Here is a 25,510-nt window from a genome sequence, read left to right as displayed (position 1 = left end):
TCGGGAACAGGGGGCGACGCAGCGGTAACCACCAGGGCACCGTACGCCACCGAAGCGGCCGCCGATCAGTCTAGGCGTTCATGGCCCGTCCTCCAGACAGGCCCGCCGCCCGTCCGATACCCGGTGAACCCACCGTACGCCGTACTGCGGGAACCCGGCGCCGCGGCGTACTGGTCAGGCGGGGGCTGGAGCCGGGCCGTTGCCGTTGTCGGGGCGGGCGTCGGCGATCCGGGCGACACCTGGTTCGGGCTTGCGGCCTGCGCGGCGGGCTGCTTCGACGTGCAGCCGGGCCAGCTCGACCGCCTGCCGGGAGACCTTCACGGTCTTCTTCTCAGCCATCGGTGCCCTCTCCCTCGACAACCTCGATGTCTTCGTCCGCAAGTTCAGCGTACGCGGCCTGCCCCACCCGGTCGATCGCAACAGCGGCCGTCAGCGCGGCGACCAAGTCGTAGTCCTCCGGCTGTAACAGCTCCGACCGCATCAATGAGCGGAGCGTGACGACACCGGCGTCCGTGCCCGCGTCGGTGCCCTCCAGAATCTGCTCCACCGCCCAGCGGACCATCCGCATCGTCTCCTCCCGATGCCGCCAAACGTCCAGCTCACGGTCGGATTTCCGGGTCAGGTACGCCCCCAGGGCGACTCCGCCGAGGGCGAGGAACGGGCTCAGTACGGTGACGACCACACCGACCACCGAGATCCAGGTCGGAATCACGAACACACCCCAGCGGACATTCGCTTCCTCCCAAATCCCTGGTGATGACCGGACGATGATGTTACGAAGGACAGCAGACCACGTACCAGCGACATGGGGGGCAGTACCGATGACGGACGAGGCCGAACCCTACGACGTGTTCGTCCAGGGCACTGTGTTCCTTGACATCGTGCTCACCGGTCTGGAGTCCGCCCCGGCCACCGGGACCGAGATCTTTGCCGAGGGCATGGGGTCCTGCCCGGGCGGGGTCGCCAACTTCGCGATCGCGGCCAGCCGGCTCGGCCTGCGCAGCGGGCTCGCGGCCGTCTTCGGCGACGACGTGTACGCCGACTTCTGCTGGCGCACGCTCGCAGACCAGGAGAAGGTCGACCTGTCCCACTCCCGCCGGATCGGCCACTGGCACTCCCCCGTCACCGTGTCGATGACGATCGACCGCGACCGCGCGATGGTCACCCACGCGCACGAGGCCCCGGGGGACCCGAGCAAACTGGTCGGCCCGGGCCTGCGGACCCGGTCCGCGATCGTCCCGGTCGCCGATGAACTCCCGCACTGGACGACCGAAGTACGGGACTCCGGCGCCTTGCTGTTCGGCGACGTCGGCTGGGATCCCACCGAGCACTGGTCGCCCACCGTGCTCGACGTACTGGACGGCTTCCACGCGTTCACCCCGAACGCGACCGAGGCGATGGCGTACACCCGGACCGACACCCCCAAGGCCGCCCTGCACAAACTCGCCGAACACGTCCCGCTCGCGGTGGTGACGAACGGCTCGGACGGTGTACTGGCGATCGACTCCACCACCGGCGAGGAGGAAGAGGTCCCCGCCCTCCCGGTCCGGTCCTACGACCCGACTGGCGCGGGCGACGTCTTCCTGGCGTCCCTCGTCCTCGGCACACTGCGCGGCTGGCCGCTCGCCCACCGCCTCGCCTTCGGGAACCTGTGCGCCGGCCTGTCGGTCCAGCACTTCGGTGGGTCCCTGGCGGCCCCCGGATGGGGCGACATCATCGACTGGGTCCGCGACCACAGCCCACACCGCCCCGGCGGCGTAGACCCCGACATCCTCAAGCACTACACCTTCATCGGCGACGTCCTCCCCGAAGGCCCCGTCCCCATAGTCCGCCGAGCCAGCGCCACCATCGCCCGCCTCTCCGACGCCTAGGAGTCACTCCAGCGAGCCGAGGGCCGATGGCGGTCTCAGCTCCTGCTAGGCGACCTTCCAGGTTCGGTCGCCCAAAGTCGCCACCAGGTCGACCGTGCCGCCGAGCGCCGTGACATACGCACGGATGACCTCGATGCCAGAGATCTCGCCGCTCTCGATCTTCGAGATCCGCGACTGGGATACGCCCAGCAGTTCCGCGAGTCCGGCCTGAGTGACTCCAGCGGCCTTGCGCATCTCCGCGAGCTGATGTCCACGAACATAGGCCTCGCGTCGCTCGCGCGCCGCCTGCTGCCCCGCCGCCCGCTCAGCATCAGTCCGGGAGTCGACCGCCCGCGCCCGCGCCTTGACGTCATTCCAGTTCGCGTAGTCGCTCATCGTCACCCCTCCTCCTTCAGCGCGATCAGGTGTTCGGTGAATCGCTCGTCCGCCAACGGTATAGCCGTCCGGTACCAGCTCTCCCAACGGCCCGACTTGTCGCCGGCCACCAACATGATGGCTTCCCGAGCCGGGTCGAAAGCGAACAGCATCCGAATTTCGCTCTTCCCCGAAGACGGCGGCCGGAGCTCCTTCATGTTCTGGAATCGGCTTCCCTTGACCCGGTCGACCAGCGGCCGCCCAGCCGTCGGGCCTTCGTGAACCAGTTGATCGATCGCATCCTCGATGAGGTCGCCTGTCTCAGGCTCGGTCTCGAAAATAGCCAGGTACCACGCTTCGACCTCCGGATGAAGTCTGATCTCCCAGGTCACCTCTCGGAGTATAACCTATTTGTCATGTCCGCGGAGCGGCGACGGCTGCCCTGCAAACCGCTTGGTCTCGTCAGAAGACCGGGATGATGTCGCTGCCGTACGCCGCTAGGGTCTCTTCTTTGGCGTCGTGTTGGAGGTAGAGGGCGAACTGGTCCACGCCTAGTTCCTGGAGTTCTTTCAGGCGGGTGAGGTGGTTTTCGACCGGGCCGAGGATGCAGAAGCGGTCGACCACCTCGTCGGGGACGAAGGTGGTGTGGACGTTGCCGGCGCGGCCGTGTTCGGCGTAGTCGTAGCCTTCGCGGCCCTTGATGTAGTCGGTCAGCGCCGCCGGGACGGTGCCCGATTCGCCGTACCGCGCGACGATGTCGGCGACGTGGTTGCCCACCATCCCGCCGAACCACCGGGTCTGATCCCGTTGGTGGGCGAGGTCGTCTCCGACGTACGCCGGGGCCGCGACGCAGAACTTGATCGCCTCCGGATCACGACCCGCCTGCTCGGCGGAGCGGCGTACCGCGGCGATCATCCAGGCGGCGATGTCGGGGTCGGCGAGCTGGAGGATGTACCCGTCGCCCACCTCGCCGGTCGCGGCCAGCGCCTTCGGGCCGTACGCCGCGACCCAGACGTCGAGCGCGCCATCGTCCACCCAGGCGAACTTCAGCTCCCGGCCGCGGTACGAAACGGTCTCGCCACGCGCCAGGCCGCGGACCACGTCGACGCACTGCTTCAGCTCGTCGATCGTCCCCGGCTTCGCGCCGAGCGTGCGCAGCGCCGAGTCGCCGCGGCCGATACCGCAGATCGTCCGGTTCCCGAACATCTCGTTCAGGGTGGCGAACTGGGACGCGATCACGGTCCAGTCGCGGGTGCCGGGATTCGTCACCATCGGCCCGACGATCACCCGTTCGGTCGCCGCCAGGATCTGCGGGTAGATCACGAACGGCTCCTGCCAGAGCAGGTGCGAGTCGAACGTCCACACGTAGGAGAAGCCGGCCTCCTCGGCCTTGCGCGCGAGCTCCACCACCGCCCGGGCGGGCGGATCACACTGGAACACCACTCCGAAATCCACCGGCTTCCCCCTTCAGACCAGGTATGACGACAGGCCGCGGGGCAGGTACTTCCCATGCCCCTTCTGGCCATGGTAGTTGCCATCGGCCACGATCACGGCGCCGCGGGAGATCACCGTGTCCACGTGTCCGGCGATCTCGAACCCCTCGTACGCCGAGTAGTCCATGTTCATGTGATGCGTCTCGGCCGAGATCCGGGTGGTCCCGTTCGGGTCGTAGACGACCAGGTCGCCGTCCGCACCCGGCTGGATCACGCCCTTGCGCGGGTACAGCCCGAACATCCGGGCCGGTGTGGTCGAGATCGTCTCCACCCAGCGCTCCAGCGAGATCTTCCCGTCGACGACGCCTTGGTAGACCAGGTCCACCCGGTGTTCGACCCCGCCGATCCCGTTCGGGATCTTGGAGAAGTCGCCGACGCCGAGGTCCTTCTGATCCTTGAAGCAGAACGGGCAGTGGTCGGTCGAGACGATCGCGAGATCGTTGCTCCGGAGCCCCTTCCACAGGTCGCGCTGATGCGGTTCGTGTTTGGTCCGCAGCGGGGTCGAGCAGACCCACTTCGCGCCTTCGAACCCGGGCGCGCCGAGCTGGTCCTCCAGGGTCAGATAGAGGTACTGCGGACAGGTCTCGGCGAACACGTTCCGGCCCTCGTCACGGGCAGCGGCGACGGCCTCGAGCGCCCCGCTCGCGGACAGGTGCACGATGTAGAGCGGGCAGTCCTTCGCCACCTCGGCCAGCGCGATCGCCCTGCTCGTCGCCTCCGTCTCGAGCGCGGCCGGCCGGGTGATCCCGTGGTAGATCGGGTCCATCTCGCCCCGCGCGAGCGCCTGCTGCACCAGGACGTCGATCGCGATGCCGTTCTCCGCGTGCATCATGATCATCGCGCCGTTCTCCCGCGCGGTCTGCATCGCCCGCAGGATCTGGCCGTCGTCGGAGTAGAAGACGCCGGGGTACGCCATGAACAGCTTGAAGCTGGTGATCCCCTCGTCCACGACCAGCTGGTCCATCGCCTTCAGCGCATCCGCGTCGACGCCGCCGAGGATCATGTGGAACGCGTAGTCGATGTGACAGTTGCCGTCGGCCTTCGCGTGCCAGGCGGCCAGTCCGTCCTGCACCACCTCACCGGTCCGCTGCACCGCGAAGTCGATGATCGTGGTGGTCCCACCCCAGGCCGCGGCCCGGGTCCCGGTCTCGAACGTGTCGCTCGCCGCGGTCCCGCCGAACGGCAGCTCCATATGCGTGTGCGCGTCGATCCCACCCGGGATCACGTACTTGCCGGTGGCATCGATCACCTCGTCGGCCTGGACCACCTGGCGGTACTCCGGGTCGAACAGCGCGACGATCTTCTCCCCGTCGACGAGCACATCGGCGACCTGGGTCCCGGTCGGCCCGACGACGGTCCCACCCTTGACCAGCAACGACATCCTTGGCGCTCCTTCGGTCTCTGTTCAGCTCAGGCGGTACGGCTCAGCTCGGGCGGTACGGCGAACCCGGCGTACCGGCTCGGCTTACGGCTTGGTGAGGTCGCCGTACGCGTCGGGGCGGCGGTCGCGGTAGAACTGCCAGCGGTCCCGGACCGTGTCCAGCAGACCGAGGTCGAGATCCCGGACGATCAGCTCGGCGTCGTGATCGTGGCCGACGTCGCCGACGAACTTGCCTTCCGGGTCAACGAAGTACGACGAACCGTAGAAGTCGTTGTCACCGAACTCCGACTCCACCCCGACCCGGTTGATCGCGCCGATGAAGTACTCGTTCGCGACGGCGGAGGCCGGCTGCTCCAGCTTCCACAGGTACGACGACAGCCCGCGACTGGTCGCCGACGGGTTGAACACGATCTGCGCACCCGCGAGCCCGAGCGCCCGCCAGCCCTCCGGGAAGTGCCGGTCGTAGCAGATGTACACCCCGACCCGCCCGACCGCCGTGTCGAACACCGGGTAGCCGAGGTTGCCCGGCCGGAAGTAGAACTTCTCCCAGAACCCCTTCACCTGCGGAATGTGGTTCTTCCGGTACTTCCCGAGGTACTTGCCATCGGCATCGATGACCGCAGCCGTGTTGTACAGCACGCCCGGCTGCTCCTGCTCGTACACCGGCAGCACGATCACCATCCCGAGTTCCTTGGCGAGCGCGCTGAACCGCTCGACCGCCGGACCCGGCACCGACTCGGCGTACTCGTAGAACTTGGGATCCTGCAACTGACAGAAATACGGCCCGTAGAACAGCTCCTGGAAGCAGATCACCTTCGCCCCCTGGGCCGCCGCCTGCCGCGCATACTCCTCATGCGCCTTCAGCATCGACTCCTGGTCCCCGGTCCAGTTCGTCTGCACCAACGCCGCCCGCACAACCCCAGCCATGCCAACCTCCCGACTAGCCGAGCCCTCATGCTCCATCCGCCACCCCGACCCAGTCAACGACTACCGGAAAGACGGCCCGTTCGGGCTTGAACCGTAATGTTCCGGGGCGACCGGGCCGCTACCGTCGCCCGCCGAACTGCCAGTTGTGGACCTCGATGGCGGCGTACCGGTCCGGGGTCAGTACGGCGCGGGCCGTGTCCGGGTCCGGTGCCCGCACCAGTGCCGCTGTACCCAGCCAGGTGTTGCCGTTGTCGGACAGGAGCGGCCCGTACGCGATCAGTTCGTCCCGGTCGGACGGCACAGCTTCGGCGGTCTCCCCGGAACCGAGGCCGAGCACCAGGTACCGGTTGCCATCGGTCGGGCCGCCGGGGAAGTCCCACATCGTGCGGCCCAGCAGGTTGCGCCACCGGCGGATCAGCACGTCCCGGTACACGCCTGCCTGGTAGGTGGGCTCGTCGAAGGCGAACGCGCGGGCGGCGGCGGGATCCGGCAGGTCGACGATGTGGACGCTCCCGGTGGGTGTGTCGCCGTCGTCGGCAAGGGTCGGGCCGCGGGCGATCAGCTCTTTCACGTAGCGGTCCATGTAGGACCAGTGCTCTTCCAGCATTTCGTTGCGCAGTGCCGCGGACCCGGGCCGATCGCGGTGGTAGACGAAGAACTCCATGGCCCCACTCCCTATCACCACCCCCGGGCCTAGGTTTCAGTACGGGCGGTGGCTCGGGTAAGTCGCTCGCCGAGCTCGCGGAGCGCTTCGCGGAGCTCATCCGGGGCGAGCACCTCGAACTCCCAGGGAATCCGTGCGACGTGCTCCACCAGCGGGGCCAACTCGCCCGCCCCGAATCGCAGCAGGCACGAGGCCGCGTCGACAGGCTCCAAGACGCCGTCACCGGGCGGAAACACCTTGGCGACGACTTCGGCGTTGGCATGGACCAGCACGCGTGCCTCGATCTCGTATGGCGCGATCCCCGTTCCCTCCGCGACGAGTGCGACCGGATCCGGCGGATCGTCGAAGCGGTACCGGTGCCCGGTCAGCCTGGGTTCGACGATGCGGTCGACGCGGAACGTCCGCCATGCGTCCCGATCGCGATCCCTGGCGACGAGATACCACCGTCGCCCGGTGTGGACGATGTGGAACGGCTCGACCGACCGCTCGCTCTCCCGGCCGGCGTGATCGCGATAGCCGAACCGGATGCCCTCGGTCCGCCGACAGCCGGCCGCAAGGGCGACGAGCACTTCGGAGTCGATCGAAGGCAGATCCCCCCGCGGCAAGTGGATCGTGCTGCCGGCAATCGCCGTAACCTGCTCGCGGAGCCTGACCGGCAGCACCTGGTGCAACTTGCCGAGCGCGGCGACGGCTGCTTCCTCCACTCCGGAGACCGTCGTGGCGGTGGCGACCCGCAGCCCGACGGCGATCGCGACCGCCTCCTCGTCGTCCAGCAGGAGCGGCGGCAGCCGACCACCATGGCCGAGGTGGTAGCCGCCGCCGTGACCCGCGTCGGCGTCGACCGGGTAGCCGAGGGATCGCAGCCTCGTCACATCCCGGCGCACCGTTCTGGGAGTGACCTCCAGGCGGCTCGCGAGCTCGGCGCCGTCCCAATGCGGGCGACTCTGCAACAGCGACAGCAGTCGAAGCAGCCGGGCAGCGGTATCCACAGGTCGATTATCGCCCTTTCGCGGACCGATCCTGTCCGCAGAAGGACCTAGCGTGGCCGCATGACGCTCAGCCAGAACCCGTTGACCCGCCCCCGGATCGGCCGCGACCAGGCCGTGGCCTACCGGCTGCACGTGAATCACCTGGTCGATCGACTCCCGGCGGGCTCGTTCGAGGAAGCGGCGTACGTCGGCCTCCAGGACACCGCACCTCGGGACGCTCTCCTGGGTCTGCACGCCCGAATCGAGGGCTGCGAGCCATCCGATTGGGAGCATCCGTCGCTGATCCAGACCTACAGTCCACGCGATGCGGTGTACGTCCTACCCCGGAAGGACTTCGGCGTCTTCACCCTCGGCCGACTCCCGCTCGCCGTCGACGCCATTCGAAAGATCGACGAACTTGCCGACAGCGTGTGCCGAACACTGGGCGGGCGCGAGCTCCGCGGCGGTCGCCCTGGTCTGCGCGCTGCCTGCTTGAGCGGCAGGATCGCCCTGCGCTGGACCACCAGTTCCCTGCGGGTCCGCGAAGTGCCGAGGCCGGACATCGACCTCGACGAAGCACGCACGGAGCTTTGCCGTCGTCACGTTCACCGCTTCGCTCCGACCACCCCGAAGACGTTCGCCTGGTGGGCCGGGCTAGCTCCTGCCGACGCCCGGCAGATCTGGGCTTCGCTGTCCGGGGAACTGCTCGAGGTGGACTTCGAGGGTACGCCGGCTTGGATACTGCAGGCCGACGAGAGTCGCTTCCACCAGGCGACCCCGCCCCGCGGAATCCGCTTGCTCGTCGAGCCCGACCTCCGGCTGCTCGGGCGAGACCGCGATGGCCTCTTCATCGCCCCCGGAAGGCGAATCCTGACTCCGGCCTCGGACTCGTTTCACCCCAACGGGGTGCTGGCCGACGGCCGCATCGTCGGCGCCTGGGGCAGAAAGGCCGGCCGGGTCGCCCTCAAACTCACCGAGCAACTCACCCCCGACCAGTACGACGACCTCGCCGCCGAGGTCTCGACCTTCCCGATCCACGGTGGTGCGCATCCGGTGGGGCTGGGTCGCGGGGGAGCGGTAGGTGAGACGACGCCGTAGGAGCGGTCGGTCAGAAGGCGCCGTGTGGGCGATAGATCAGAAGACGAGGACGGCGGCGATGACGGCGATCAGGACGATGCCGGCGCCGATGATGGCGAGCGTGCGGCCGTTGAGTTTCGGCTCTTCGGCAGCGTGGACCTCGCCCTCGTTGACGAAGGCACGGAACATCTGGGTACTCGCGCCCGGGTCCTGGTCGTTCTCGATGTTGTTCGTGACGTTCTGGTCAGCCATGGCGAAGACCCTACCGGCGGGACCGTTCGCGGACGCAAAGCCATCGCCGATCTGACCCGACTCTTACCGTCCGTACCCCGACTTTGCACGCTCAGGTGATTCCCCGCCACGGTGTGCGCATGTACCATTTGGTACATGCGCTTCGAGTCGTCCGTCACCGTGCAGGCCTCCCCCGAACGTGTCTGGGAGGTGTTCAGCGACGTCGCCAAGTGGCCCGAGTGGACCCCGACGATCGAGTCCGTCGAGCGGCTCGACGAGGGGCCGATCCACCTCGGCGCGCGGACCCGGATCCGTCAGCCGAAACTCCCGGTGGCGATCTGGGAGGTGACAGAGCTGAAGGACGGCGAGTACTTCGAATGGGTGTCGCGCGCGCCGGGCATCAAGACCACCGGCGGCCACCGGGTCGAGGCGACTCCGGACGGCACGGTGGCGACGTCGATCATCATCCAGGAAGGCCCGCTCGGCTGGCTGTTCGGCAAGCTCTACGCCAACCTCACCCGCCGCTACATCAAACAAGAAGGCGAAAGCCTGAAACAGGCCACCGAAAACCAGTGACCCGTACGACGCACCCCAGCGGAACCGTCCCGGACCGGGTGAGCCGTACCACGCGCGCCGGTGGAACCGGGTCGGCACGGTGAGCCGGGAATCGCTGCTCGGCGACGCGGTCGCGCACTTTGCGAAGAACGGGATCGGGGACGCGAGTCTGCGGAGTATCGCGACTGCGCTGGGCACAAGTCATCGGATGCTGATCTACCACTTCGGTTCGCGCGAGGGTCTGCTGTCCGAGGTGGTGCGGACGGTCGAGCAGCAACAGCGTGACCTGCTCGCCGAACTGACCGCCGAGGATCTGTCGATCGAGCAGCAAGCCGAGCAGTTCTGGCGCCGGGTGACCGAGGCCGCGCTGATCTACGGACCGCTCTTCTTCGAGTTGTCCGCGCACGCGATGCAGAACCGCCCCCACACCGAAGCGCTCAAGGCCGACCTCATCGCTGTCTGGCTGCCGCCGCTGGTCGACCTCTGCATTCGGGCCGGGATCCCAGCCGACGAAGCCCCCGCCTACGCACGTCTCGGGCTGGCCGCGTCGCGCGGCCTGCTCTTCGACCTGCTGCTGACCGGCGACCGCAAAGCAGTCGACGAGGCCTCAGCCCTTCTCAACAAGCTCTTCGCACTCCCCTGACCAGACATCCCTCGACAGGGCATCACTCCGGTTCGGTGGGTTCGGCGAGCCAACCGGCGACCACCGGAAGGCGGGACTCGCGGTGGACGGCGACGAAGCCGAACGGGCGATCCAAGGTCACGTCCAGGCGCCGGGCCTGGTGGGTGGGCATCGAGGCTCGCCTCAACCCGACGGCGGTCACCGCGGCGGCCTCGAATCCGGTGGCGAAGAAGCGGGCGAGGACAGTCTGTTTGGCCTGACCGACAACGAGCGGCTCGGGGCTGATCGCACTGAAGTGACCGCTCGGTCCGGGATCGCTGGTGACGGCCGTGAGCCCGAAGAGTTCCCGCTGGGCGAGCAGGTCGTGCTCCACCTTCACGCTGAACGAAGGCAGCGACAACTTCACATCCGGCGTCGGGTCGGTCGTCGCCCCGATCCTGATCCCGGGCGCCACCTCATCCCCGCGCTCCCCCTTCTCCACCAACACGCTGCCTGATTGACCACCCGTCGGCTCGTACGACGACTCGACGAGCGCACCCAGTACGTCGGACTGCGCCGCCTCAGGTGATCCGAATCCCAGCAGGACGTCTACATCAGCGTCGCCCGCCACGGTGATCACCGTGAGCCGGCCGGCCCCGGGCGCGTCGTAGAGGCGGACTGTGTCGAGGTCGCGGTCGGTCCGCTCGAGCCAGTGCCATGACGTGCCCGACGATGTGCCGGACCACGGGCCGTCGTACAGGCGCCTGAGCTGTTCTTTGAAGGGCAGGACCCAGGTGGTCTTGAGCGACAGCGCCGAGGCGAGGACGACGGCGAGGTCGGGGGTGACCTCGATCGGCATCTCGCGGATCAGGTTGTCGGTGTGCTCCGCGGCCCAGGCGTCGAGTTTGGCCTTGTCCGCGGCGAGGTCGCCGGTCAACGTGCCGGTCACGTCGGTCGGGATCACGCTGTCGAACGATTCGCTGAGCTTCAATTGCTGATGCAGCCAAACGCCCAGGGCGGCATGGAGGTCGGCGACGTCGTCCACCGTTTGGATGAGCTCGACAGCCTTCGCCGCGGCACCGTCAGCCTGGACGCCGGTCGCCGCGGCCAACTCGGAACGGCCTGGCTCGTCGGCCGCGGTCGCCAGCAACGCGAGCAATGGCCAGAGCCCAAGACCGGAGACGACCGTGTTGCCGGGCGAGAGCGTACGCGCCCAGCGGGAGGTGAGCGAGGTGACAGCTTTCACGACGTCGGTGTCCATGTGCTCACCCTGTCACGGGCCCCAACCCGTCACCAGGAACTCAAAGTGCACTTTCCATGCACCCCAGCTGCCACCCAGCACCCACCCCAGACCTCAGGCACCAGCACGACTATTTCCCGGAATGACGCTCATTTTCATTTTGTTCCACCCCTGGTAGTCGATCAGGTGCACCCTGCTGTGTCAGGATGCCGCCCATGAGCACGCCTGCCGACTCCGCCGAGGCGACGGAATCCGCCGCCAAGACGGCCGAATCCGACCCGCCTCAGCCGCCGCCCGCGGACCTCCCGGAGAAGGAGGAGAAGGAACCTGCGGGCTCGTCGATCGCGTTCACCGTGACGCTGATCGTGCTGGTGGTGCTCGCGCTGTTCGGGCGGCGGATCTTCACCAGTCTCTTCACCGGCGACGGGATCCGGACCTGGGCGACGATGTTCGTCGGCGTGACGGTCCAGGCGCTGCCGTTCCTGGTCCTCGGGGTACTGCTCTCCGCCGCCCTCACCGCGTTCGTTCCGGCGAGCTTCTTCGCCAAGGCGCTCCCCAAGCACCCGGCCCTCGCCGTACCGGTGGCCAGCGCGTCCGGCGTGATCCTGCCGGGCTGCGAGTGCGCCTCCGTGCCGGTGTCCGCCGCCCTGATGAGCCGTGGGGTCACCCCGGCCGCGGCGATCGCGTTCCTGCTCGCGGCGCCGGCGATCAACCCGGTCGTACTGGCTTCCACCGCGGTCGCGTTCCCCGGGCAGCCGAAGGTCGTCGTCGCCCGGGCGGTCACCTCGCTCGCCGTGTCGATGATCCTCGGCTGGTTGTGGCTGCTGACCGGCAAGGGCGGTTCCTGGTTCAAGCTGCCGAAGAACCGGCACGCCGAGGGGACCCGCAAGGCCGACGTCTTCCGCGAGTCGATGTTGCACGATTTCCTGCACGCCGGCGGGTTCCTGGTGATCGGCGCGGCCGCCGCGGCCACGCTCAATGTCGTGGTGCCGCGCGAATGGCTCGACCACGTGGCGAGCAACCTGCTGCTGTCGGTCGTCGTACTCGGTCTGCTGGCCGTCCTGCTGGCGATCTGCTCGGAGGCGGACGCGTTCGTGGCGGCCAGCCTGACCCAGTTCTCGTTGACCGCGCGACTCGCGTTCATGGTGGTCGGGCCGGTCGTGGACGTGAAGCTGATCGCGTTGCAGGCAGGCACGTTCGGGCCTAAGTTCGCCGTCCGGTTCGCGCCGGCCACGTTCGTCATCGCTCTGTTGTCCAGTCTCGTCGTCGGATGGTGGTTGCTGTGAGGCGCAACGTCGCGGGTCTCGTCGTCGTCTTCGTCGGCGCGGCGATCGTTCAGCTGGCGATCTCGAACACCTATCTGCGGTACGTGAAGCCCGGTATGCGGTGGATGCTGCTCGCGGCCGGCGTCATCCTGATCCTGCTCGCCGTGGCCGACGTCCTGGCCGACACCCGCCGCAAGCCCGCCCAGCAGCACGATGACGGGCAGCACGATGACGGGCAGCACGATCACGAGCCGCACACCGGCGACGACGACGGTCACGGCCATCACGGCCTGCCCAGAGCCGCCTGGCTGCTGCTGATCCCGGTCTTCGCGCTGCTGGTCGTCGACCCACCCGCTCTCGGTGCCGATGCGGCTCAGCGGCAGTCACCGGTCGCGGCCAAACCGGTCGCGCCGAAGAATCAGTCCTGGCTCGCGGACAGCGCGCAGAGCGACAAGCCGGTACCGCTGGCGGTCCGCGACTACGCGATCTGGGCCGTGTGGGAGAAGGACAGTATGAAGGGCCGGAACTTCCAGCTCACCGGCTTCGTCACGCCCGGCAAGAACGGCTCCTGGTACGTCTCCCGGATCGGCCTGACCTGCTGTGTCGCCGACGGTACGGCGTTCATGGTCGAGGCCCGCGGCGACCAGCCGGCCCCGGCGAAGAACCAGTGGGTCACCGTGACCGGCGAGTGGGCCGAGCCGACCAAGCGCCAGGACGGCGATGTCGCCGCCATCACCATCACCGAGGTCCGCCAAGTCACGCCGCCGACCAACCAGTACGAGTAGACGGGCGTGCCAGTCAGGCCGCCGACTTGGTGAGCATCCACTCGGACGAGTCTGCCTGCTGCCGGGGTCGGCGACGGATCACCGTACAGGCCATGCCGCCGATGATCAGTGCGGCCGCGATCGCCTGCTGCAACCCGACCGCTTCGCCGCGGAGCAACCAGGCTGCCGCCATCCCCACCACAGGAACCAGGAGCGAGAACGGCGCCACCGTGCTGGCGTCGTACTGCCTGAGCAGGAATCCCCAGGCGCCGAAGCCGAACAACGTCGCGGCGAAGGCCAGGTACGCCAACGCGCCGATCCCCGTCAGGTCGATACTGCGGAGCGCGGCAGCATCCGCCTGCACGCCCTCGGTCAGCAGTGACAGGGCGAGCAGTGGGAGTACTGCGACCGCGCTGACCCAGACCATGAAGCGCAGTGTGTCCTGGGGTTTGGCGTGCCGGGTGACGGTGTTCGACACACCCCAGCACGCGGCGGCGGCGATCACCAGGGTCAGTGCGCCCAGCGGAGCAGCCAGTCCTCGGTCGAGCATGATCAGCACCATCCCGACGCAGGCGATCGCGATCCCCGCCAACTGTGCGCGTCGCGGCCGCTCCCGGAGTACCAGTACTGCGAACAGCAACGTGAAGATCACCTGGCTCTGCAGCACCAGCGACGACAACCCCGCGGGCACACCGTGGTCCATCCCGACGAACAGCAGGCCGAACTTCGCGACACCGAGCGCGAGACCGACCGCGATCACATACCGCCACGCGACCCGCGGCCGGCCGAGGAAGAAGATCGCGGGCACCGCGGCGAACAGGAACCGCAGCGCCGAGAACAGCAGCGGCGGGAAGTTCTCCAGGCCGACCTCGATGACGACGAAGTTGACGCCCCAGACCACCGCGACCGAGACCGCGAGGAGGACGTGACGAGGGTTCATGGTGATCCAGTCTGGGCGGGATTACAGTTAAGGACCAGCGAAGATTGCTATGGGTATCGATGTAGGAGTGCTACATGATCGATCTGGGTCGGCTGCGGGCGCTGCATGCGGTGGCGCTCTACGGTTCGGTCGGCAGCGCGGCCGACGCACTCGGGTACACACCGTCCGCGATCTCCCAGCAGCTGGCGAAACTGGAGCGGGAGACGCGGACGACCTTGCTGGAAAAGCGGGGTCGGGGCATCGTGCTGACCGATGCCGCGCAGCAGCTCGCGACCACGGCGGCTCAGGTGCTCGAGTTGGTCGAAGAGGCGGAGCTGAAGCTGGAGGAGCAGCGGGGGCAGGCGATCGGGGAGCTGATGCTCGCGGCGTTCCCGACTGCTGCTCGGGGGTTGTTGCCGGTCGCCTTGCCACGGTTGATGGAGGAGAATCCGGCGCTCGACGTGCGGGTGGTGGAGAGTGATCCGCCGGATGCGGTGGCGGCGGTGCAACGGGGCGAGGTTCATGTCGCCGTGGTGCACGACTGGCACAACACTCCGCTGGCGCTGCCGGATGAGGTGTCGCGGGTGAAGCTCGGTACGGATCCGGCCGACATCCTGCTGCCGGCCACGCATCGGCTGGCCGGCAAGGAGTCCGTTCGCGCGACCGACCTGATCGGCGAACGCTGGATCTGCCAGCCCGTGGGTTCGATCTGTCACGACTGGCTGATCCGGACGATGCGCCAGACCGGGGTGGAGCCGGAGGTGGCGTACTCGGTCGCGGAGTACCAGACGCAGTTGGCGATGCTTGCCCGAGGCATCGGTATCGGGTTGCTGCCGCGGCTCGGTCGTGGTCCGCTGCCGGACGGGGTGGTCGCAGTACCGCTGCTGCCGGCTCCTAGTCGACGCCTGTACGCGGTGTGGCGAACGGCGACTGCGCGGCGACCCGCGGTTGCGGCAACAGTCGCCGCACTCAAGGCCGCCTGGCGTGACCGGGACACGGCCTGAAGAACCTCCTGCTGCGCGATATCCGTGCGCGACACGCCGAGCGGTAGGATTTGATCACTCTTGGCGACCGATTGACAACCGTCAGCTCCAGCGCTAGGTTTCGCGAAACTATTAGGAAACCTTCCTATTAAGTAGCAGTCCCGCTCCGTCCACCGCCCCAGGCGAAGTAGGAGGCAAACCGCGATGAGACCTGCCCGCTGGTCCGCGCTGGCCGCCAGTGCAGTACTGGCCGCCACGGCGCTGGTCACCACCTCGGCGACCAGCAGTACCGCCGCCCCCGTCCGCTACGAATCCGAGAACGCCGCGATCTCCCAAGGCGCCGTCGAGTCGAATCACGCCGGCTTCACCGGCACCGGATTCGTCAACTACGACAACGTCGCCACCAGTTCGGTGGAGTACACCGTCAACGTCCCGTCCGCCGGCCAGTACTCGCTGGCGCTCCGGTACGCCAACGGCACCACCACCAGCCGGCCCCTCGACGTCGCCGTGAACGGATCCCTGGTCGTCAACGACCTCGGTTTCCCCGGCACCGGCGCCTGGACGTCGTACCAGACCGTCACCACCACCGCGACGCTTGCCGCCGGCACCAATCGGATCAAGACCACGGCAGTCGTGGCCGCCGGTGGCCCGAACGCCGATTCGTTGACGATCGACGCGGTCGGCGCAGCCGCCACACCGGTCGCGATCAACGGGCAGCTCCGGGTCTGTGGGACCAAGCTCTGTAACCAGTACGGCAAACCGATCCAGCTGCGTGGGATGAGTACGCATGGCATCCAGTGGTACAGCCAGTGCATCAAGACGGCTTCACTCGACGCGCTCGCGACCGACTGGAACTCGGACATCCTGCGTATTTCCCTGTATGTGCAGGAGGGCGGTTACGAAACCGACCCGCGCAAGTTCACCGACATAGTGCACAACTACATCGAGGAGGCCACCCGGCGCGGGATGTACGCACTGGTCGACTGGCACCAGCTCGACCCCGGCGACCCGAACTACAACCTGGCCCGGGCGAAGACGTTCTTCACCGAGATCGCCGATCGGCACAAGGACAAGGTCAACATCATCTACGACATCGCCAACGAGCCGAACAACGTCAGCTGGGCCGGGATCAAGTCGTACGCCGAGCAGATGATCCCGGTGATCCGGGCGAAGGACTCCGACGGCGTCGTCTTCGTCGGGACCCACGGCTGGGCCTCGCTCGGGATCTCCGACGGTGGCTCCGAGGCCGACATCATCAACAACCCGATCAACGCGTCGAACTTCATGTACACGTTCCACTTCTACGCCGCGTCGCACCAGGACGAGTACTTCAACGCCTTGTCCCGGGCGGCGGACCGGATCCCGATCTTCGTCACCGAGTTCGGCACCCAGACGTACACCGGTGACGGCGGCAACGATTTCACCTACTCGCAGAAATACCTCGATCTGCTGGCCGCGAAGAAGATCGGCTGGACCAACTGGAACTTCTCCGACGACTTCCGCTCGGGTGCTGTCTTCAAGGAAGGCACCTGTGCGGGCAACTCTTTCACCGGCACCTCGGTACTGAAGCCGGCCGGTGTCTGGGTCCGCGACCGGATCCGGACCGCTGACGCCTTCCCCACCAACTAACTCTGTCCCACCGGCTAAGCGAGGACGGGCCGGCGCTCCGCCCTGCGCCGGCCCGGTTCTCCTGTGTACGACGTAACGCCCTCTTCCGTCGTCCACCCCGAAAGGCCTTGAAATCATGCGAATCCGTACCGCAGTACCCATCGTTGTACTCGCCCTCGCGATCCCCGCCGCGTCCGCCCCAGCCGACGTACGGGCTGCTCGTGGCACACCTCAGACACCCACAACGTTGGTCACCGGGCTGTCTTTGCCGTGGGCAACTTCGTTCCTCCCGGACGGCCAGTCGGCGTTGGTGACCGAGCGGAACAGCTTCCGCGTCTCCCGAATCACCCTCGACGGCACCCGCACCACGGTCGGCACAGTGCCCAACTCCGTCACCACCGGCGGTGAAGGCGGCCTGATGGGCGTCGCCGTGTCGCCGACCTGGAACGGCAGCACCGACCAGGCGGTCTACTTCTTCCACACCTCGAACGACAACGGCCAGACCGAGAACCGGATCGTCCGAATGTCCTTCAACGGCACCACGCTGGCCGACCGAACCGTGATCGTCGACGGCATCCGCAGCAACACGTACCACAACGGCGGCCAGCTGAAGTTCGGCCCGGACGGCTACCTGTACGCCGGGACCGGGGACGCCCAGGACACGTCCACCCCGCAGAACAACGACTCCCCCAACGGCAAGATCCTCCGCTTCACCACCACCGGCGAAGCGGCGCCCGGGAACCCGTTCGGCAACCTCGTCTTCAGCAAGGGACACCGCAACCCACAGGGTCTCGCCTGGGACTCCGAAAGGCGGCTCTGGTCGGCCGAACTCGGCAACAACCAGCTGGACGAGCTGAACCTGATTGTCAGCGGCCACAACTACGGCTGGCCGATCTGCGAAGGACCGTGCGACACCCCCGGCATGGACAACCCGAAGCGCACCTGGACGACGGCCGAGGCGTCGCCGAGCAGTCTGGCGATCGTCAACGACACCGCGTACGTCGCGGCGCTGCGGGGTCAACGCCTCTGGCGGGTCGAACTGGAAGGCACCGAAGCCGGCGCGACCCAGGCCTACTTCACCAACACCTTCGGCCGGCTCCGCTCGGTCGTGAAGGTCCCGGGCGCCGACGACCTCTGGATCAGCACGTCCAACACCACCGACGACAAGCTACTGCGCTCGGAGATCCGATGAGGATCAGACGTTGACCAAGGTGTGGAGTTTGGCTTCGGACTCGGAGTCGACGGCGGTGTAGACGGTCGCGCGGATCTGGCCGAGCTGGGTGAGCCACATGTTGATCGGCTCGAGCCGGAGAATGCCCACGGTCGGCGACTCCAGCAGCTTGATCTTGTTGCTGGGGGCAGCGACCTCGTAGCGCTCCCACAGATCGGCGAACACCCGAGAACCGGCCAGCAGCCGCTGAGTCAGGTCCTGCCAGTTCGGGTCGGTCAGATGATCGGCCAGAGCGGCCCGGAACCCGGCGACCATGTGCATCCGCATCGACTCGGCATCGGTGAACGTGCACCGCCACTCCCGCGCCACGAAGGTGAGCCAGAGCAGGTTCCGCTCCTCGACCGGAACGTTCTCCAGGTCGATCAGCACCTTGCAGCAGGCATCGTTGAACGCGAGCACGTCGTACCGGGAATTGAGCACCACGGCCGGGTACGGAGAGACCTGGTCGAGCAGCTTCTGCACCGAATCGGGGAGGCCGGTGCACTCGCCTTCGGTCGGGCCGAGGCGGATGCCGGCGAGGGTGTAGAGGTGGTTGCGTTCGAGCCGGTCGAGGCGGAGCGTCCGGGAGATCGCCTCGATCACCTGGGCGGAGACGTTGATGTCGCGACCCTGTTCGAGCCAGGTGTACCAGGTGACGCCGACACCGGCGAGCTGGGCGACCTCCTCGCGCCGGAGTCCCGGCGTACGGCGCCGGCCGCCTGGGGCGAATCCGACCTCGTCGGGCTGGATCCGTTCGCGGCGGCTCCGCAGGAAGGCGGCCAGCTCGCGCCGCCGCTCACCATGCTCAGCCCGCGCCAGGTGGGTCTGGGGCTCGGCAGTCACTGTGCTCACCTCTCCATCGTGGTGCCGCGGGGCGGGTGGACGAAAGGCTGGTGCCGGGTGGTGGGAATACCAGGATAAGCAGGCTCTCACTACCCGGATCCGGCCGCGCGCATGCTGGTATCCATGACTGACCGGCTCCAGACCGCCCCTGCCCGCACGCGCGACGCCACCAAGTCGCCGCTCGGGCCGGTGGCACTGACCACTTTGCTCTTCGGCGCATTCCTGCCGATGCTCTCCTTCTTCATCATCAACGTCGCGCTGCCCGCGATCGGCACCGATCTGCAGGCGTCGTCCGGCGAACTCCAGCTCGTCGTCGGCAGCTACGGCATCGCCAACGCGACCTTGCTCGTGGTCGGCGGCCGGCTCGGCGACGGATTCGGCCGGAAACGGCTGTTCCTGATCGGACTGACCGGCTTCACGGTGATGTCGCTGCTCTGCGCGATCGCACCGACGATCGGCGTACTGCTCGCCGCGCGGGTCGTCCAAGGCGCGGCGGCCGCAGCGATGACCCCGCAGGTGCTGGCCTCGATCAGCAGCCTGCTCACCGGCGAACACCGGGCCCGGGCGATGTCGATGTTCGGGGTCGCCGGTGGTGCCGCGGCGGCGCTCGGACAGATCCTCGGCGGTGTGCTGGTCGACGCCGACGTCTTCGGACTCGGCTGGCGGGCCGTGTTCCTGGTCAACGTTCCGGTCGGACTGGTCGCGCTGGTCGCCGGCGTGAAGTTGTTGCCGGAAACCCGGGCCGATCGGGCTCAGCGAGTCGACCTCGTCGGTGCGGGTCTGCTGGCGGTCACGCTGGTGCTGCTGCTTCTGCCATTGACCGAAGGACGGCCGCTCGGCTGGCCGTTGTGGACTTGGGTATCGCTGGCCGCGGTGGTCCCGGCGGTCGTGGTACTCGGTCTGCACCAGCATCGGTCGGAGAAGGCCGGGAATGCGCCGTTGATCCCGCCGACCGTACTGCGGTTGCGGGCGATGCGGATCGGGTTGCTGCTCGCGGTCGGGTTCTTCACCACCTTCGGCGGGTTCATGTTCGTGTTCGCGCTGGCCACCCAGGGCGAGGCGCGGATGTCGCCGCTGGAGGGCGGACTGAGTTTGTTGCCGATGGCCATCGGATTCTTCGTCACGTCGATCTACGGACCGCGGCTGCAGATCCGGTACGGCGCCGGGCTGATCGTCCGCGGTTGGCTGATCCAGGCCGTTGGTTACGGTCTGCTCGGCGGTGCGGCCGCGATGTTCTGGCCGGACGTGACGCCGTTGACGCTGGCCCTGCCGATGCTGGTCGCCGGGTTCGGCAGCGGTCTAGTGATGGTCCCGTTGATGGGAGTGGTCGTCGGTCGGGTCCCGCCCGCGCAGGCCGGACTCGGCAGCGGCATCCTGCTGACGAGCCAGCAGACGTGTTTGGCCCTTGGCGCGGCGACAGTCGGTACGGCGTACCTGTCGCTGGCCGGTACGTCGTGGGGTCAGGGCGGGGCGCTCACCGCGGTAGCGTTGGCGATCACTGCGATCTCGCTGCTGATGGTGCCGGTCACTCGGCAGCTGCGCACTAACCCCAGTGCGGCGGCCTGATGAGGGTCCCCGGGAGCTTGGTGCCGTCGTTTCCTCGCGCCGCATTCGCTTGCGATTGGGTGAGGAACAGTGCACCGGTCAGGTCGGCATCGCCGAGGTCGGTGTCGCGGAAGTCGGCGCCGATGCAGTCGGCCTTGCGTAGGTCGGCGCCGGTGAGGTCGGCACCGATCAGGTAGCACCCACGGAGATCCGCGCGGCTGAGATCGGCGCCGCGGAGTACGGCCCCCATCAGGTCGGCTCCGCGGCGCTGCTTCTTCTTGCCGGGGTTGCCGCGGACGAGTTCGCTGGTCCTGAGCAGGAGTTGGTTGACCGACTGCCGTTCGTTGCCCAGGTCAACATCTAGGACTGGCCACTGAGTGAGAGCCTCGATCCGTTGCTGGGCTTTGGTCAGCTCGGGCCGGATCGACTTGGTCTCGGTGCGGTCGAGAGCGTCGGCCAGGTACCAGAGCAACTCGTGCAGTTGCCGCATGATCGGGAGGGCGGCGAACATTTCCTGGCCGGACTGGTCGCGCCAGCTCGTACCGGCCTGCTGGGAGATCTTCTGGCCGGCGCCGAAGCAGTCGTAGACCGTGCAGCCCTGGAAACCTTCAGTGCGCAACTTGCTGTGGACCCCGCAACGGAAGTCCTGTTGAAGGTTTGGGCAGGGCTCCCCGGCCGGCTTGTCGATCGCGAAGTCGGCCGACTTGGCGAACGTCAGCGCGACGCAGCAGAGGCCGAAGCAGTTGCCGCAGTCCGCGCGAAGGCTATCGCTAGTTGTGCTCGGCAACGGTCTGGCCGGTGCGGCGCCAGCGGATGCCGGCCTCGATGAACTCGTCGATCTCGCCGTCGAAGACGCCGCTGGTGTTGCCCGACTCGTACAGCGTCCGCAGGTCCTTGACCATCTGGTACGGGTGCAGCACGTAGGAGCGCATCTGGTCGCCCCACGAGCCCTGCACATCACCGCGTAGCGAGTCGATCTCGGCCCGCTCCTCGGCCTTCTTCAGCGCGAGCAGCTTCGCCTTCAGGATCACCATCGCGCTGGCCTTGTTCTGCAGCTGCGACTTCTCGTTCTGGCAGGAGACCACCGTGCCGGTCGGGATGTGGGTGATCCGCACCGCCGAGTCGGTGGTGTTGACGCTCTGACCACCGGGACCGGATGACCGGTACACGTCGATCCGCAGTTCTTCGTCGGGTACGTCGATCTCGTCGGTCTGCTCGAGCACCGGGACGACCTCGACCGCGGCGAACGAGGTCTGCCGGCGGCCCTGGTTGTCGAACGGCGAGATCCGGACCAGCCGGTGCGTCCCCGTCTCGACGCTCAGCGTCCCGTACGCGTACGGCGCCTTGATGCCGAAGGTGGTCGACTTGAGCCCGGCCTCTTCGGCGTACGACGTGTCGTAGACCTCGGTGCCGTAGCCGTGCCGCTCGGCCCAGCGCAAGTACATCCGCTGCAGCATCTCGGCGAAGTCGGCGGCATCGACACCACCCGCGCCGGACCGGATCGTGACCAGCGCCTCGCGTTCGTCGTACTCGCCGGAGAGCAGCGTCCGGACCTCGAGCGACTGGATCGCCTTGGCGAGCGAGCCGATCTCCTTCTCCGCCTCGGCCATGCTGTCCGAGTCGTTCTCTTCCCGGCCCAGCTCGATCAGCACGGACAGGTCGTCGAGCCGGCCACGGAGCTTGGTCACCCGCTCCACGTCGGACTGCAGGCTGGACAGCCGAGACGTCACCTTCTGCGCGTTCGCCTGGTCGTCCCACAGGTCGGGCGCCGCCACCTGCTCACCCAGGTCGGCGATCTCCCGGCGCAGGCTGTCCAGATCGAGAACCTTCTCGATCGAGGTCAGCGTCGCGTCGAGCTGCTTGAGCTCCGCGTCAAAATCCAATCCAGCCACAACCAAGCAGCGTACCCGCTCCGCCGGCCGCAGGGCGAAACGAACTCTTCAGCCGACAGCGCGACGCAGTACTGCGAAGACGTCGCCGATCGCTTTCTCGAAGGTGGCGACGACGCGATCGGTCTGGATGCCGTCCACGGGGAGCAGCCGGGCGAGCTCGGCCTCCAGCACCTTCTGGGCGGCCGCGTAAAGCGTGGCGATCAGATGCGCCTTCAGGTGAGGCAGTCGCGGATCGCGTTCCAGGACAGCGGCGACGATCAACTCCTCCATCTGCTCGGCATCACGGCGCTGCCGATCAAGCAGGGCCGGGCTCTGCTCGATGGTCTGCCGGAACTTTGCCCAGGTCACCAGATACCCGGCCGCCGCACGATCCCGAACCTCTGCCCGGTAGTGCTCCTCAAGCGCCTCGATCAGCTCGACCCCCGGCGCCGCCTCCCGAATCGCCTGCGCAGGCCCCGTCCACCACCCGGTCTGATCGAAAAACAGATCTTCCTTCGTAGCGAAGTGATTGAACACCGTCTGTACTGCGACGTCGGCCGCGGCAGCGATCTCCGCCACCGTCACAGCATCGAACCCCCGCTCGAAGAACAACCCGGTCGCCACCTCCGAGATCGCCTGCCGAGTCCGCAACTTCTTCCGCTCGCGCCGCCGCCCCTCCGTGGCCGTCGGGCTTGCGCTGTCACCGGTCGTCATGGACAGAGCATAGTGCGCCATGCTTTACTCCCACCATTATTGTGGTCACTACATTTTTGGAGTTAGTCAATGTCCGTCCTCATCACCGGCGGCCGCGGCAAGATCGCCCGTGCCGTCCACGCCGGCCTGACCGCCCAGGGGCCTCGATGTCCGCCTCGCCAGCCGCGAACCCTCGGAGTCGTCCATCACCCTCGATTTCGCCGACCCCACCTCGCTGGCGACCGCATTGAAGGACGTCACCCAGGTCTTCCTCTACGCCGACCCCGGCAGCGCGCAGTTGTTCGTCGCCGCCGCCGAGGCCGCAGGCGTCAAGCAGGTCGTGCTGCTGTCCTCGATGTCCACCCACGCCATCCATGCGGAGACCGCGGGAGATCCGCATGCCTTGGCCGAGCGGATCATCGCGTCCGGCTCGTTCGCGACGACGTTCCTGCAGCCGGGCACGTTCATGAGCAACGCGATGTTCTGGTCACACCAGATCCGCGCCCTGGGCCAGGTCCGGTTGCCGTACCTCGACGCCGAGGAGGCACCCATTCACGAGCAGGACATCGCCGACGTCGCGATCCGCGTCCTATCTGACGGCCCAGGCAGCGAACACGACAGCCGCGCCTACGCACTGACCGGACCGGAGTCCATGACGCGCCGGCACCAGATAGCCCTGATCGGCGAAACCACCGGCATCCCAATCGACCCAGTCGACCTCACCCCCGACCAAGCCCGCGAAGAACTAGGCCAGACGATGCGCAACCCGGCGCAACTCGAACACCTCATGTTCTACTGGGCTTCCCGCGTCGGCACCCCACACCCGATCGAGCCCACGGTCGAGCAACTCACCGACCACCCCGCCCGCCCCTTTACCATCTGGCTCGAGGACCACCCCGACATCTTCGCCACCTGACGAGTCGTCAGCGGATGGGGACTTGGGCAGAGGCGGTGGATGCGATGTCGGCGGCGCCTTGCCAACCGGGTGGTTCGAAGGGGAGGTCGACGGTTGAGGTGAGCTGCACGGTCACCGTCGTACCGGTGACGTCGGCGGACCAGTCGAGCCCGTCGAACCGGGTGCCCGCGGCAACGGAATCGAGGTACTCGGCGGTCAGCCGTTGAGCCTCCGCCTGATCGATCTCGGCATTCGACCCGGCCCCGGGCTGGCTGTAGACGGCCGCCAGCCCGTTGGCCGCGGCCAGTACGGCGCCGTCGGCGGTCGCATCCAGGTCCCGCCGGACCAGGAAGACCTTGGAGATGTCGGTCACCACCACGATCATCAGCAACACGATCGCCGTGAAGCCGATGATCAGCACCGTCATCTGCCCTTCCTCACCCCGCTTGCGAGCCGTCATCCGTCACCCTTGGCTTCGCGATAGTCGCCGAACGGCTCGGTATGCGACGCGCTGACCTGTACTGCGGGACGCTCGCCACCGAGTGCGTCCGGGATCAACGGCAACGGCACCTCGGTGTCCAGCTCGACGGTCACGATCGAACCGGGCTCGAGGCAGGCCGGGCTACAGGTGATCTTCAGCTGGCCTGGTTCGAGCTCGAGTCCCTGATCCTTCATCGCCAGCCGCGCCGCCTCGAACGCCCGCGACCGCGCATCCTCCTCGGACACCCCGTCCGGCACGATGATGAACGCCCGCCCCGCCGCCCGAGTCGCCGCGGTCGCCCCATACGAGGCCCGCTGCACGTCGAACACCCCCAACATCACATAAATCAACGGCACCAACAGCAGCAACGCCAGCCAAGAAAACTCAACCACCGCGCTACCCCGCTCGCTTCGCTCGCGGGGGAGGTGTGGGTGAGGCCCCGCCCGGAGCGCCGACCGCCGGATCGCTCGCGACGCGCTCACTCGCCAGTCTCCTTGATCGCGTGGCCTTCGACATCGAAGGCGAAGCCTGGGCCCCACAGGCCGAGGGCGGGCATGTGGGCTTTGATCACGACGCGTACGACAGGCTGGCCGTCGAGGTCGATCTCCTCGCCGGTGACCGACTCGACCAGGTCGTCGCTGATCACGCCGGCGACCAGTTCGCGGGTGCGCTCCTCGCCGTCGGCCGGTTCGCGGTTGAGCACGGCGGCGTAGTGCGCGCCCTCGGAGGCTGCCGCGGTCATCGTGTTCCGCACGTACAGGAACAGCCCGACCTGCAACACCCCAAGGAACAACGGCACCACCAGCATCGAGACCAGCACGAAGTCGACCACCGCCGCGCCACGCTCATCCCGCCGGTTGCTCATTTGTTCGTGACGGAGTCCAGGGCGCGTTCGAGCATGGCCTTCAACTGATCCGCGGCGACCGCCCAGATCGCGACGACGAGGCCGGCGGTCATCACCGTGATCAGCACCCAGCCGGGCACGTCACCGCGCTCTCTGGCAGCCGGTCTGGGCTTCAGCACGAAGGCCAGAAGCATTCTGGTCAGCAACAGGGACATGGCATCTCCTCA

Annotated in this window: 32 protein-coding genes; 11 read left to right on the top strand and 21 right to left on the bottom strand. The window is 67.5% G+C overall.

The annotated features are described in order from the left end of the window. Positions 1–174: 174 nt before the first annotated feature. Together EV643_RS44065 and EV643_RS08455 are read right to left on the bottom strand one after the other, a co-directional pair. Positions 175–339 (bottom strand): hypothetical protein, encoded by a 165-nt coding sequence (locus EV643_RS44065; protein WP_166665356.1) that lies wholly within the window; start codon positions 337–339, stop codon positions 175–177. Beyond that, entirely contained in the window at positions 332–712 is a 381-nt protein-coding gene (locus EV643_RS08455; protein WP_238165448.1) for a hypothetical protein, read from the bottom strand. Before EV643_RS08455 ends, EV643_RS44065 begins: the two co-directional genes overlap by 8 nt. Positions 713–821: 109 nt before the next feature. Between EV643_RS08455 and EV643_RS08450 the strand changes: the two genes are divergently transcribed. Beyond that, positions 822–1,871, top strand: a complete 1,050-nt coding sequence (locus EV643_RS08450; protein ID WP_133799429.1) for a PfkB family carbohydrate kinase — start codon at positions 822–824, stop codon at positions 1,869–1,871. 45 nt (positions 1,872–1,916) lie between these two features. Here EV643_RS08450 and EV643_RS08445 read toward each other — a convergent pair whose 3' ends face one another. From EV643_RS08445 to EV643_RS08415, 7 genes are all read right to left on the bottom strand, one after another. Further along, positions 1,917–2,246 (bottom strand): helix-turn-helix domain-containing protein, encoded by a 330-nt coding sequence (locus tag EV643_RS08445; RefSeq protein ID WP_133799428.1) that lies wholly within the window; start codon positions 2,244–2,246, stop codon positions 1,917–1,919. Between the two features lie 2 nt (positions 2,247–2,248). Next, complete coding sequence (locus EV643_RS08440; RefSeq protein WP_133799427.1) at positions 2,249–2,617, bottom strand: type II toxin-antitoxin system RelE/ParE family toxin; 369 nt, start codon at positions 2,615–2,617, stop codon at positions 2,249–2,251. Positions 2,618–2,687: 70 nt separating this feature from the next. Continuing rightward, complete coding sequence (locus EV643_RS08435) at positions 2,688–3,680, bottom strand: TIGR03842 family LLM class F420-dependent oxidoreductase (protein ID WP_133799426.1); 993 nt, start codon at positions 3,678–3,680, stop codon at positions 2,688–2,690. Between the two features lie 12 nt (positions 3,681–3,692). Beyond that, complete coding sequence (gene hydA, locus EV643_RS08430) at positions 3,693–5,099, bottom strand: dihydropyrimidinase (protein WP_133799425.1); 1,407 nt, start codon at positions 5,097–5,099, stop codon at positions 3,693–3,695. A gap of 84 nt (positions 5,100–5,183) precedes the next feature. Continuing rightward, positions 5,184–6,026, bottom strand: coding sequence for a nitrilase-related carbon-nitrogen hydrolase (locus EV643_RS08425; protein ID WP_133799424.1), 843 nt, complete (start codon positions 6,024–6,026; stop codon positions 5,184–5,186). Between the two features lie 118 nt (positions 6,027–6,144). Continuing rightward, positions 6,145–6,690 (bottom strand): YciI family protein, encoded by a 546-nt coding sequence (locus EV643_RS08420; protein WP_133799423.1) that lies wholly within the window; start codon positions 6,688–6,690, stop codon positions 6,145–6,147. A 29-nt stretch (positions 6,691–6,719) separates the two neighbouring features. Beyond that, the gene (locus tag EV643_RS08415) at positions 6,720–7,679 is read right to left on the bottom strand and encodes a helix-turn-helix transcriptional regulator (protein WP_238165447.1); all 960 of its coding nucleotides are present in this window, start codon (positions 7,677–7,679) and stop codon (positions 6,720–6,722) included. Between the two features lie 60 nt (positions 7,680–7,739). Here EV643_RS08415 and EV643_RS08410 point away from each other — a divergent pair, with 60 nt between their 5' ends. Further along, the gene (locus EV643_RS08410; protein WP_133799421.1) at positions 7,740–8,756 is read left to right on the top strand and encodes a DNA glycosylase AlkZ-like family protein; all 1,017 of its coding nucleotides are present in this window, start codon (positions 7,740–7,742) and stop codon (positions 8,754–8,756) included. A gap of 36 nt (positions 8,757–8,792) precedes the next feature. On the opposite strand, the gene EV643_RS08405 is transcribed toward EV643_RS08410, so the two are convergent. Continuing rightward, the gene (locus EV643_RS08405) at positions 8,793–8,987 is read right to left on the bottom strand and encodes a hypothetical protein (protein WP_133799420.1); all 195 of its coding nucleotides are present in this window, start codon (positions 8,985–8,987) and stop codon (positions 8,793–8,795) included. Between the two features lie 135 nt (positions 8,988–9,122). Between EV643_RS08405 and EV643_RS08400 the strand changes: the two genes are divergently transcribed. Both EV643_RS08400 and EV643_RS08395 read left to right on the top strand, forming a co-directional pair. After that, positions 9,123–9,542, top strand: a complete 420-nt coding sequence (locus EV643_RS08400) for an SRPBCC family protein (RefSeq protein ID WP_133799419.1) — start codon at positions 9,123–9,125, stop codon at positions 9,540–9,542. Positions 9,543–9,621: 79 nt separating this feature from the next. After that, positions 9,622–10,164 carry a TetR/AcrR family transcriptional regulator gene (locus EV643_RS08395; RefSeq protein WP_133799418.1) on the top strand — a complete coding sequence of 181 codons (543 nt, stop codon included), beginning with the start codon at positions 9,622–9,624 and terminating at the stop codon, positions 10,162–10,164. 22 nt (positions 10,165–10,186) lie between these two features. Here the strand turns inward: EV643_RS08395 and EV643_RS08390 are convergent, their stop codons facing one another. Beyond that, the gene (locus EV643_RS08390; protein ID WP_133799417.1) at positions 10,187–11,383 is read right to left on the bottom strand and encodes a serpin family protein; all 1,197 of its coding nucleotides are present in this window, start codon (positions 11,381–11,383) and stop codon (positions 10,187–10,189) included. Positions 11,384–11,577: 194 nt separating this feature from the next. On the opposite strand from EV643_RS08390, the gene EV643_RS08385 reads away from it, so the two are divergent. After that, a complete protein-coding gene (locus EV643_RS08385; protein ID WP_133799416.1) occupies positions 11,578–12,648 on the top strand; it encodes a permease in 1,071 nt (356 codons plus the stop codon). Beyond that, positions 12,645–13,412, top strand: a complete 768-nt coding sequence (locus tag EV643_RS08380) for a TIGR03943 family putative permease subunit (RefSeq protein ID WP_238165446.1) — start codon at positions 12,645–12,647, stop codon at positions 13,410–13,412. Before EV643_RS08385 ends, EV643_RS08380 begins: the two co-directional genes overlap by 4 nt. Before the next feature lie 13 nt (positions 13,413–13,425). On the opposite strand, the gene EV643_RS08375 is transcribed toward EV643_RS08380, so the two are convergent. After that, entirely contained in the window at positions 13,426–14,331 is a 906-nt protein-coding gene (locus EV643_RS08375) for an EamA family transporter (protein WP_133799414.1), read from the bottom strand. A 74-nt stretch (positions 14,332–14,405) separates the two neighbouring features. Here EV643_RS08375 and EV643_RS08370 point away from each other — a divergent pair, with 74 nt between their 5' ends. From EV643_RS08370 to EV643_RS08360, 3 genes are all read left to right on the top strand, one after another. Continuing rightward, on the top strand, positions 14,406–15,314 hold the full coding sequence (locus EV643_RS08370) for a LysR family transcriptional regulator (RefSeq protein ID WP_133799413.1): 909 nt from the start codon (positions 14,406–14,408) through the stop codon (positions 15,312–15,314). 183 nt (positions 15,315–15,497) lie between these two features. Continuing rightward, a complete protein-coding gene (locus EV643_RS08365) occupies positions 15,498–16,922 on the top strand; it encodes a cellulase family glycosylhydrolase (protein WP_133799412.1) in 1,425 nt (474 codons plus the stop codon). A gap of 115 nt (positions 16,923–17,037) precedes the next feature. After that, positions 17,038–18,093 carry a PQQ-dependent sugar dehydrogenase gene (locus EV643_RS08360; RefSeq protein WP_133799411.1) on the top strand — a complete coding sequence of 352 codons (1,056 nt, stop codon included), beginning with the start codon at positions 17,038–17,040 and terminating at the stop codon, positions 18,091–18,093. Positions 18,094–18,096: 3 nt separating this feature from the next. Here EV643_RS08360 and EV643_RS08355 read toward each other — a convergent pair whose 3' ends face one another. Continuing rightward, positions 18,097–18,963, bottom strand: a complete 867-nt coding sequence (locus EV643_RS08355) for a helix-turn-helix transcriptional regulator (RefSeq protein ID WP_238165445.1) — start codon at positions 18,961–18,963, stop codon at positions 18,097–18,099. Positions 18,964–19,077: 114 nt separating this feature from the next. On the opposite strand from EV643_RS08355, the gene EV643_RS08350 reads away from it, so the two are divergent. Next, positions 19,078–20,520 (top strand): MFS transporter, encoded by a 1,443-nt coding sequence (locus EV643_RS08350; protein WP_166665354.1) that lies wholly within the window; start codon positions 19,078–19,080, stop codon positions 20,518–20,520. Here the strand turns inward: EV643_RS08350 and EV643_RS08345 are convergent. The 4 genes from EV643_RS08345 to EV643_RS44060 form a co-directional block, all read right to left on the bottom strand. After that, positions 20,498–21,118, bottom strand: a complete 621-nt coding sequence (locus EV643_RS08345; protein ID WP_238165444.1) for a pentapeptide repeat-containing protein — start codon at positions 21,116–21,118, stop codon at positions 20,498–20,500. The two genes, EV643_RS08350 and EV643_RS08345, sit on opposite strands and share 23 nt — an antisense overlap. Positions 21,119–21,269: 151 nt before the next feature. Then, positions 21,270–22,391, bottom strand: a complete 1,122-nt coding sequence (gene prfB / locus EV643_RS08340; RefSeq protein WP_133799408.1) for a peptide chain release factor 2 — start codon at positions 22,389–22,391, stop codon at positions 21,270–21,272. A gap of 48 nt (positions 22,392–22,439) precedes the next feature. Beyond that, the gene (locus tag EV643_RS08335; protein WP_133799407.1) at positions 22,440–23,105 is read right to left on the bottom strand and encodes a TetR/AcrR family transcriptional regulator; all 666 of its coding nucleotides are present in this window, start codon (positions 23,103–23,105) and stop codon (positions 22,440–22,442) included. Between the two features lie 45 nt (positions 23,106–23,150). Next, on the bottom strand, positions 23,151–23,324 hold the full coding sequence (locus tag EV643_RS44060) for a hypothetical protein (RefSeq protein WP_166665353.1): 174 nt from the start codon (positions 23,322–23,324) through the stop codon (positions 23,151–23,153). Here EV643_RS44060 and EV643_RS08330 point away from each other — a divergent pair. Further along, positions 23,311–23,979: a Rossmann-fold NAD(P)-binding domain-containing protein gene (locus EV643_RS08330; protein ID WP_133799406.1), complete on the top strand. Its 669-nt coding sequence runs from the start codon at positions 23,311–23,313 to the stop codon at positions 23,977–23,979. The two genes, EV643_RS44060 and EV643_RS08330, sit on opposite strands and share 14 nt — an antisense overlap. Positions 23,980–23,986: 7 nt before the next feature. Here the strand turns inward: EV643_RS08330 and EV643_RS08325 are convergent, their stop codons facing one another. The 4 genes from EV643_RS08325 to EV643_RS08310 form a co-directional block, all read right to left on the bottom strand. Then, positions 23,987–24,418 carry a Tad domain-containing protein gene (locus tag EV643_RS08325; protein WP_133799405.1) on the bottom strand — a complete coding sequence of 144 codons (432 nt, stop codon included), beginning with the start codon at positions 24,416–24,418 and terminating at the stop codon, positions 23,987–23,989. Next, positions 24,415–24,831 carry a hypothetical protein gene (locus EV643_RS08320; protein ID WP_133799404.1) on the bottom strand — a complete coding sequence of 139 codons (417 nt, stop codon included), beginning with the start codon at positions 24,829–24,831 and terminating at the stop codon, positions 24,415–24,417. The genes EV643_RS08325 and EV643_RS08320 overlap by 4 nt, the downstream gene beginning before the upstream one ends. An 86-nt stretch (positions 24,832–24,917) precedes the next feature. Beyond that, complete coding sequence (locus tag EV643_RS08315) at positions 24,918–25,304, bottom strand: TadE/TadG family type IV pilus assembly protein (RefSeq protein WP_133799403.1); 387 nt, start codon at positions 25,302–25,304, stop codon at positions 24,918–24,920. Continuing rightward, positions 25,301–25,498, bottom strand: a complete 198-nt coding sequence (locus EV643_RS08310) for a hypothetical protein (RefSeq protein ID WP_133799402.1) — start codon at positions 25,496–25,498, stop codon at positions 25,301–25,303. The genes EV643_RS08315 and EV643_RS08310 overlap by 4 nt, the downstream gene beginning before the upstream one ends. Positions 25,499–25,510 lie beyond the last annotated feature (12 nt).

This window comes from Kribbella caucasensis, assembly GCF_004361855.1.
Lineage (GTDB): Bacteria > Actinomycetota > Actinomycetes > Propionibacteriales > Kribbellaceae > Kribbella > Kribbella caucasensis.
The sequence above is the reverse complement of the archived record's forward strand: the minus strand, read 5'-3'. Positions and strand labels throughout refer to the sequence as shown.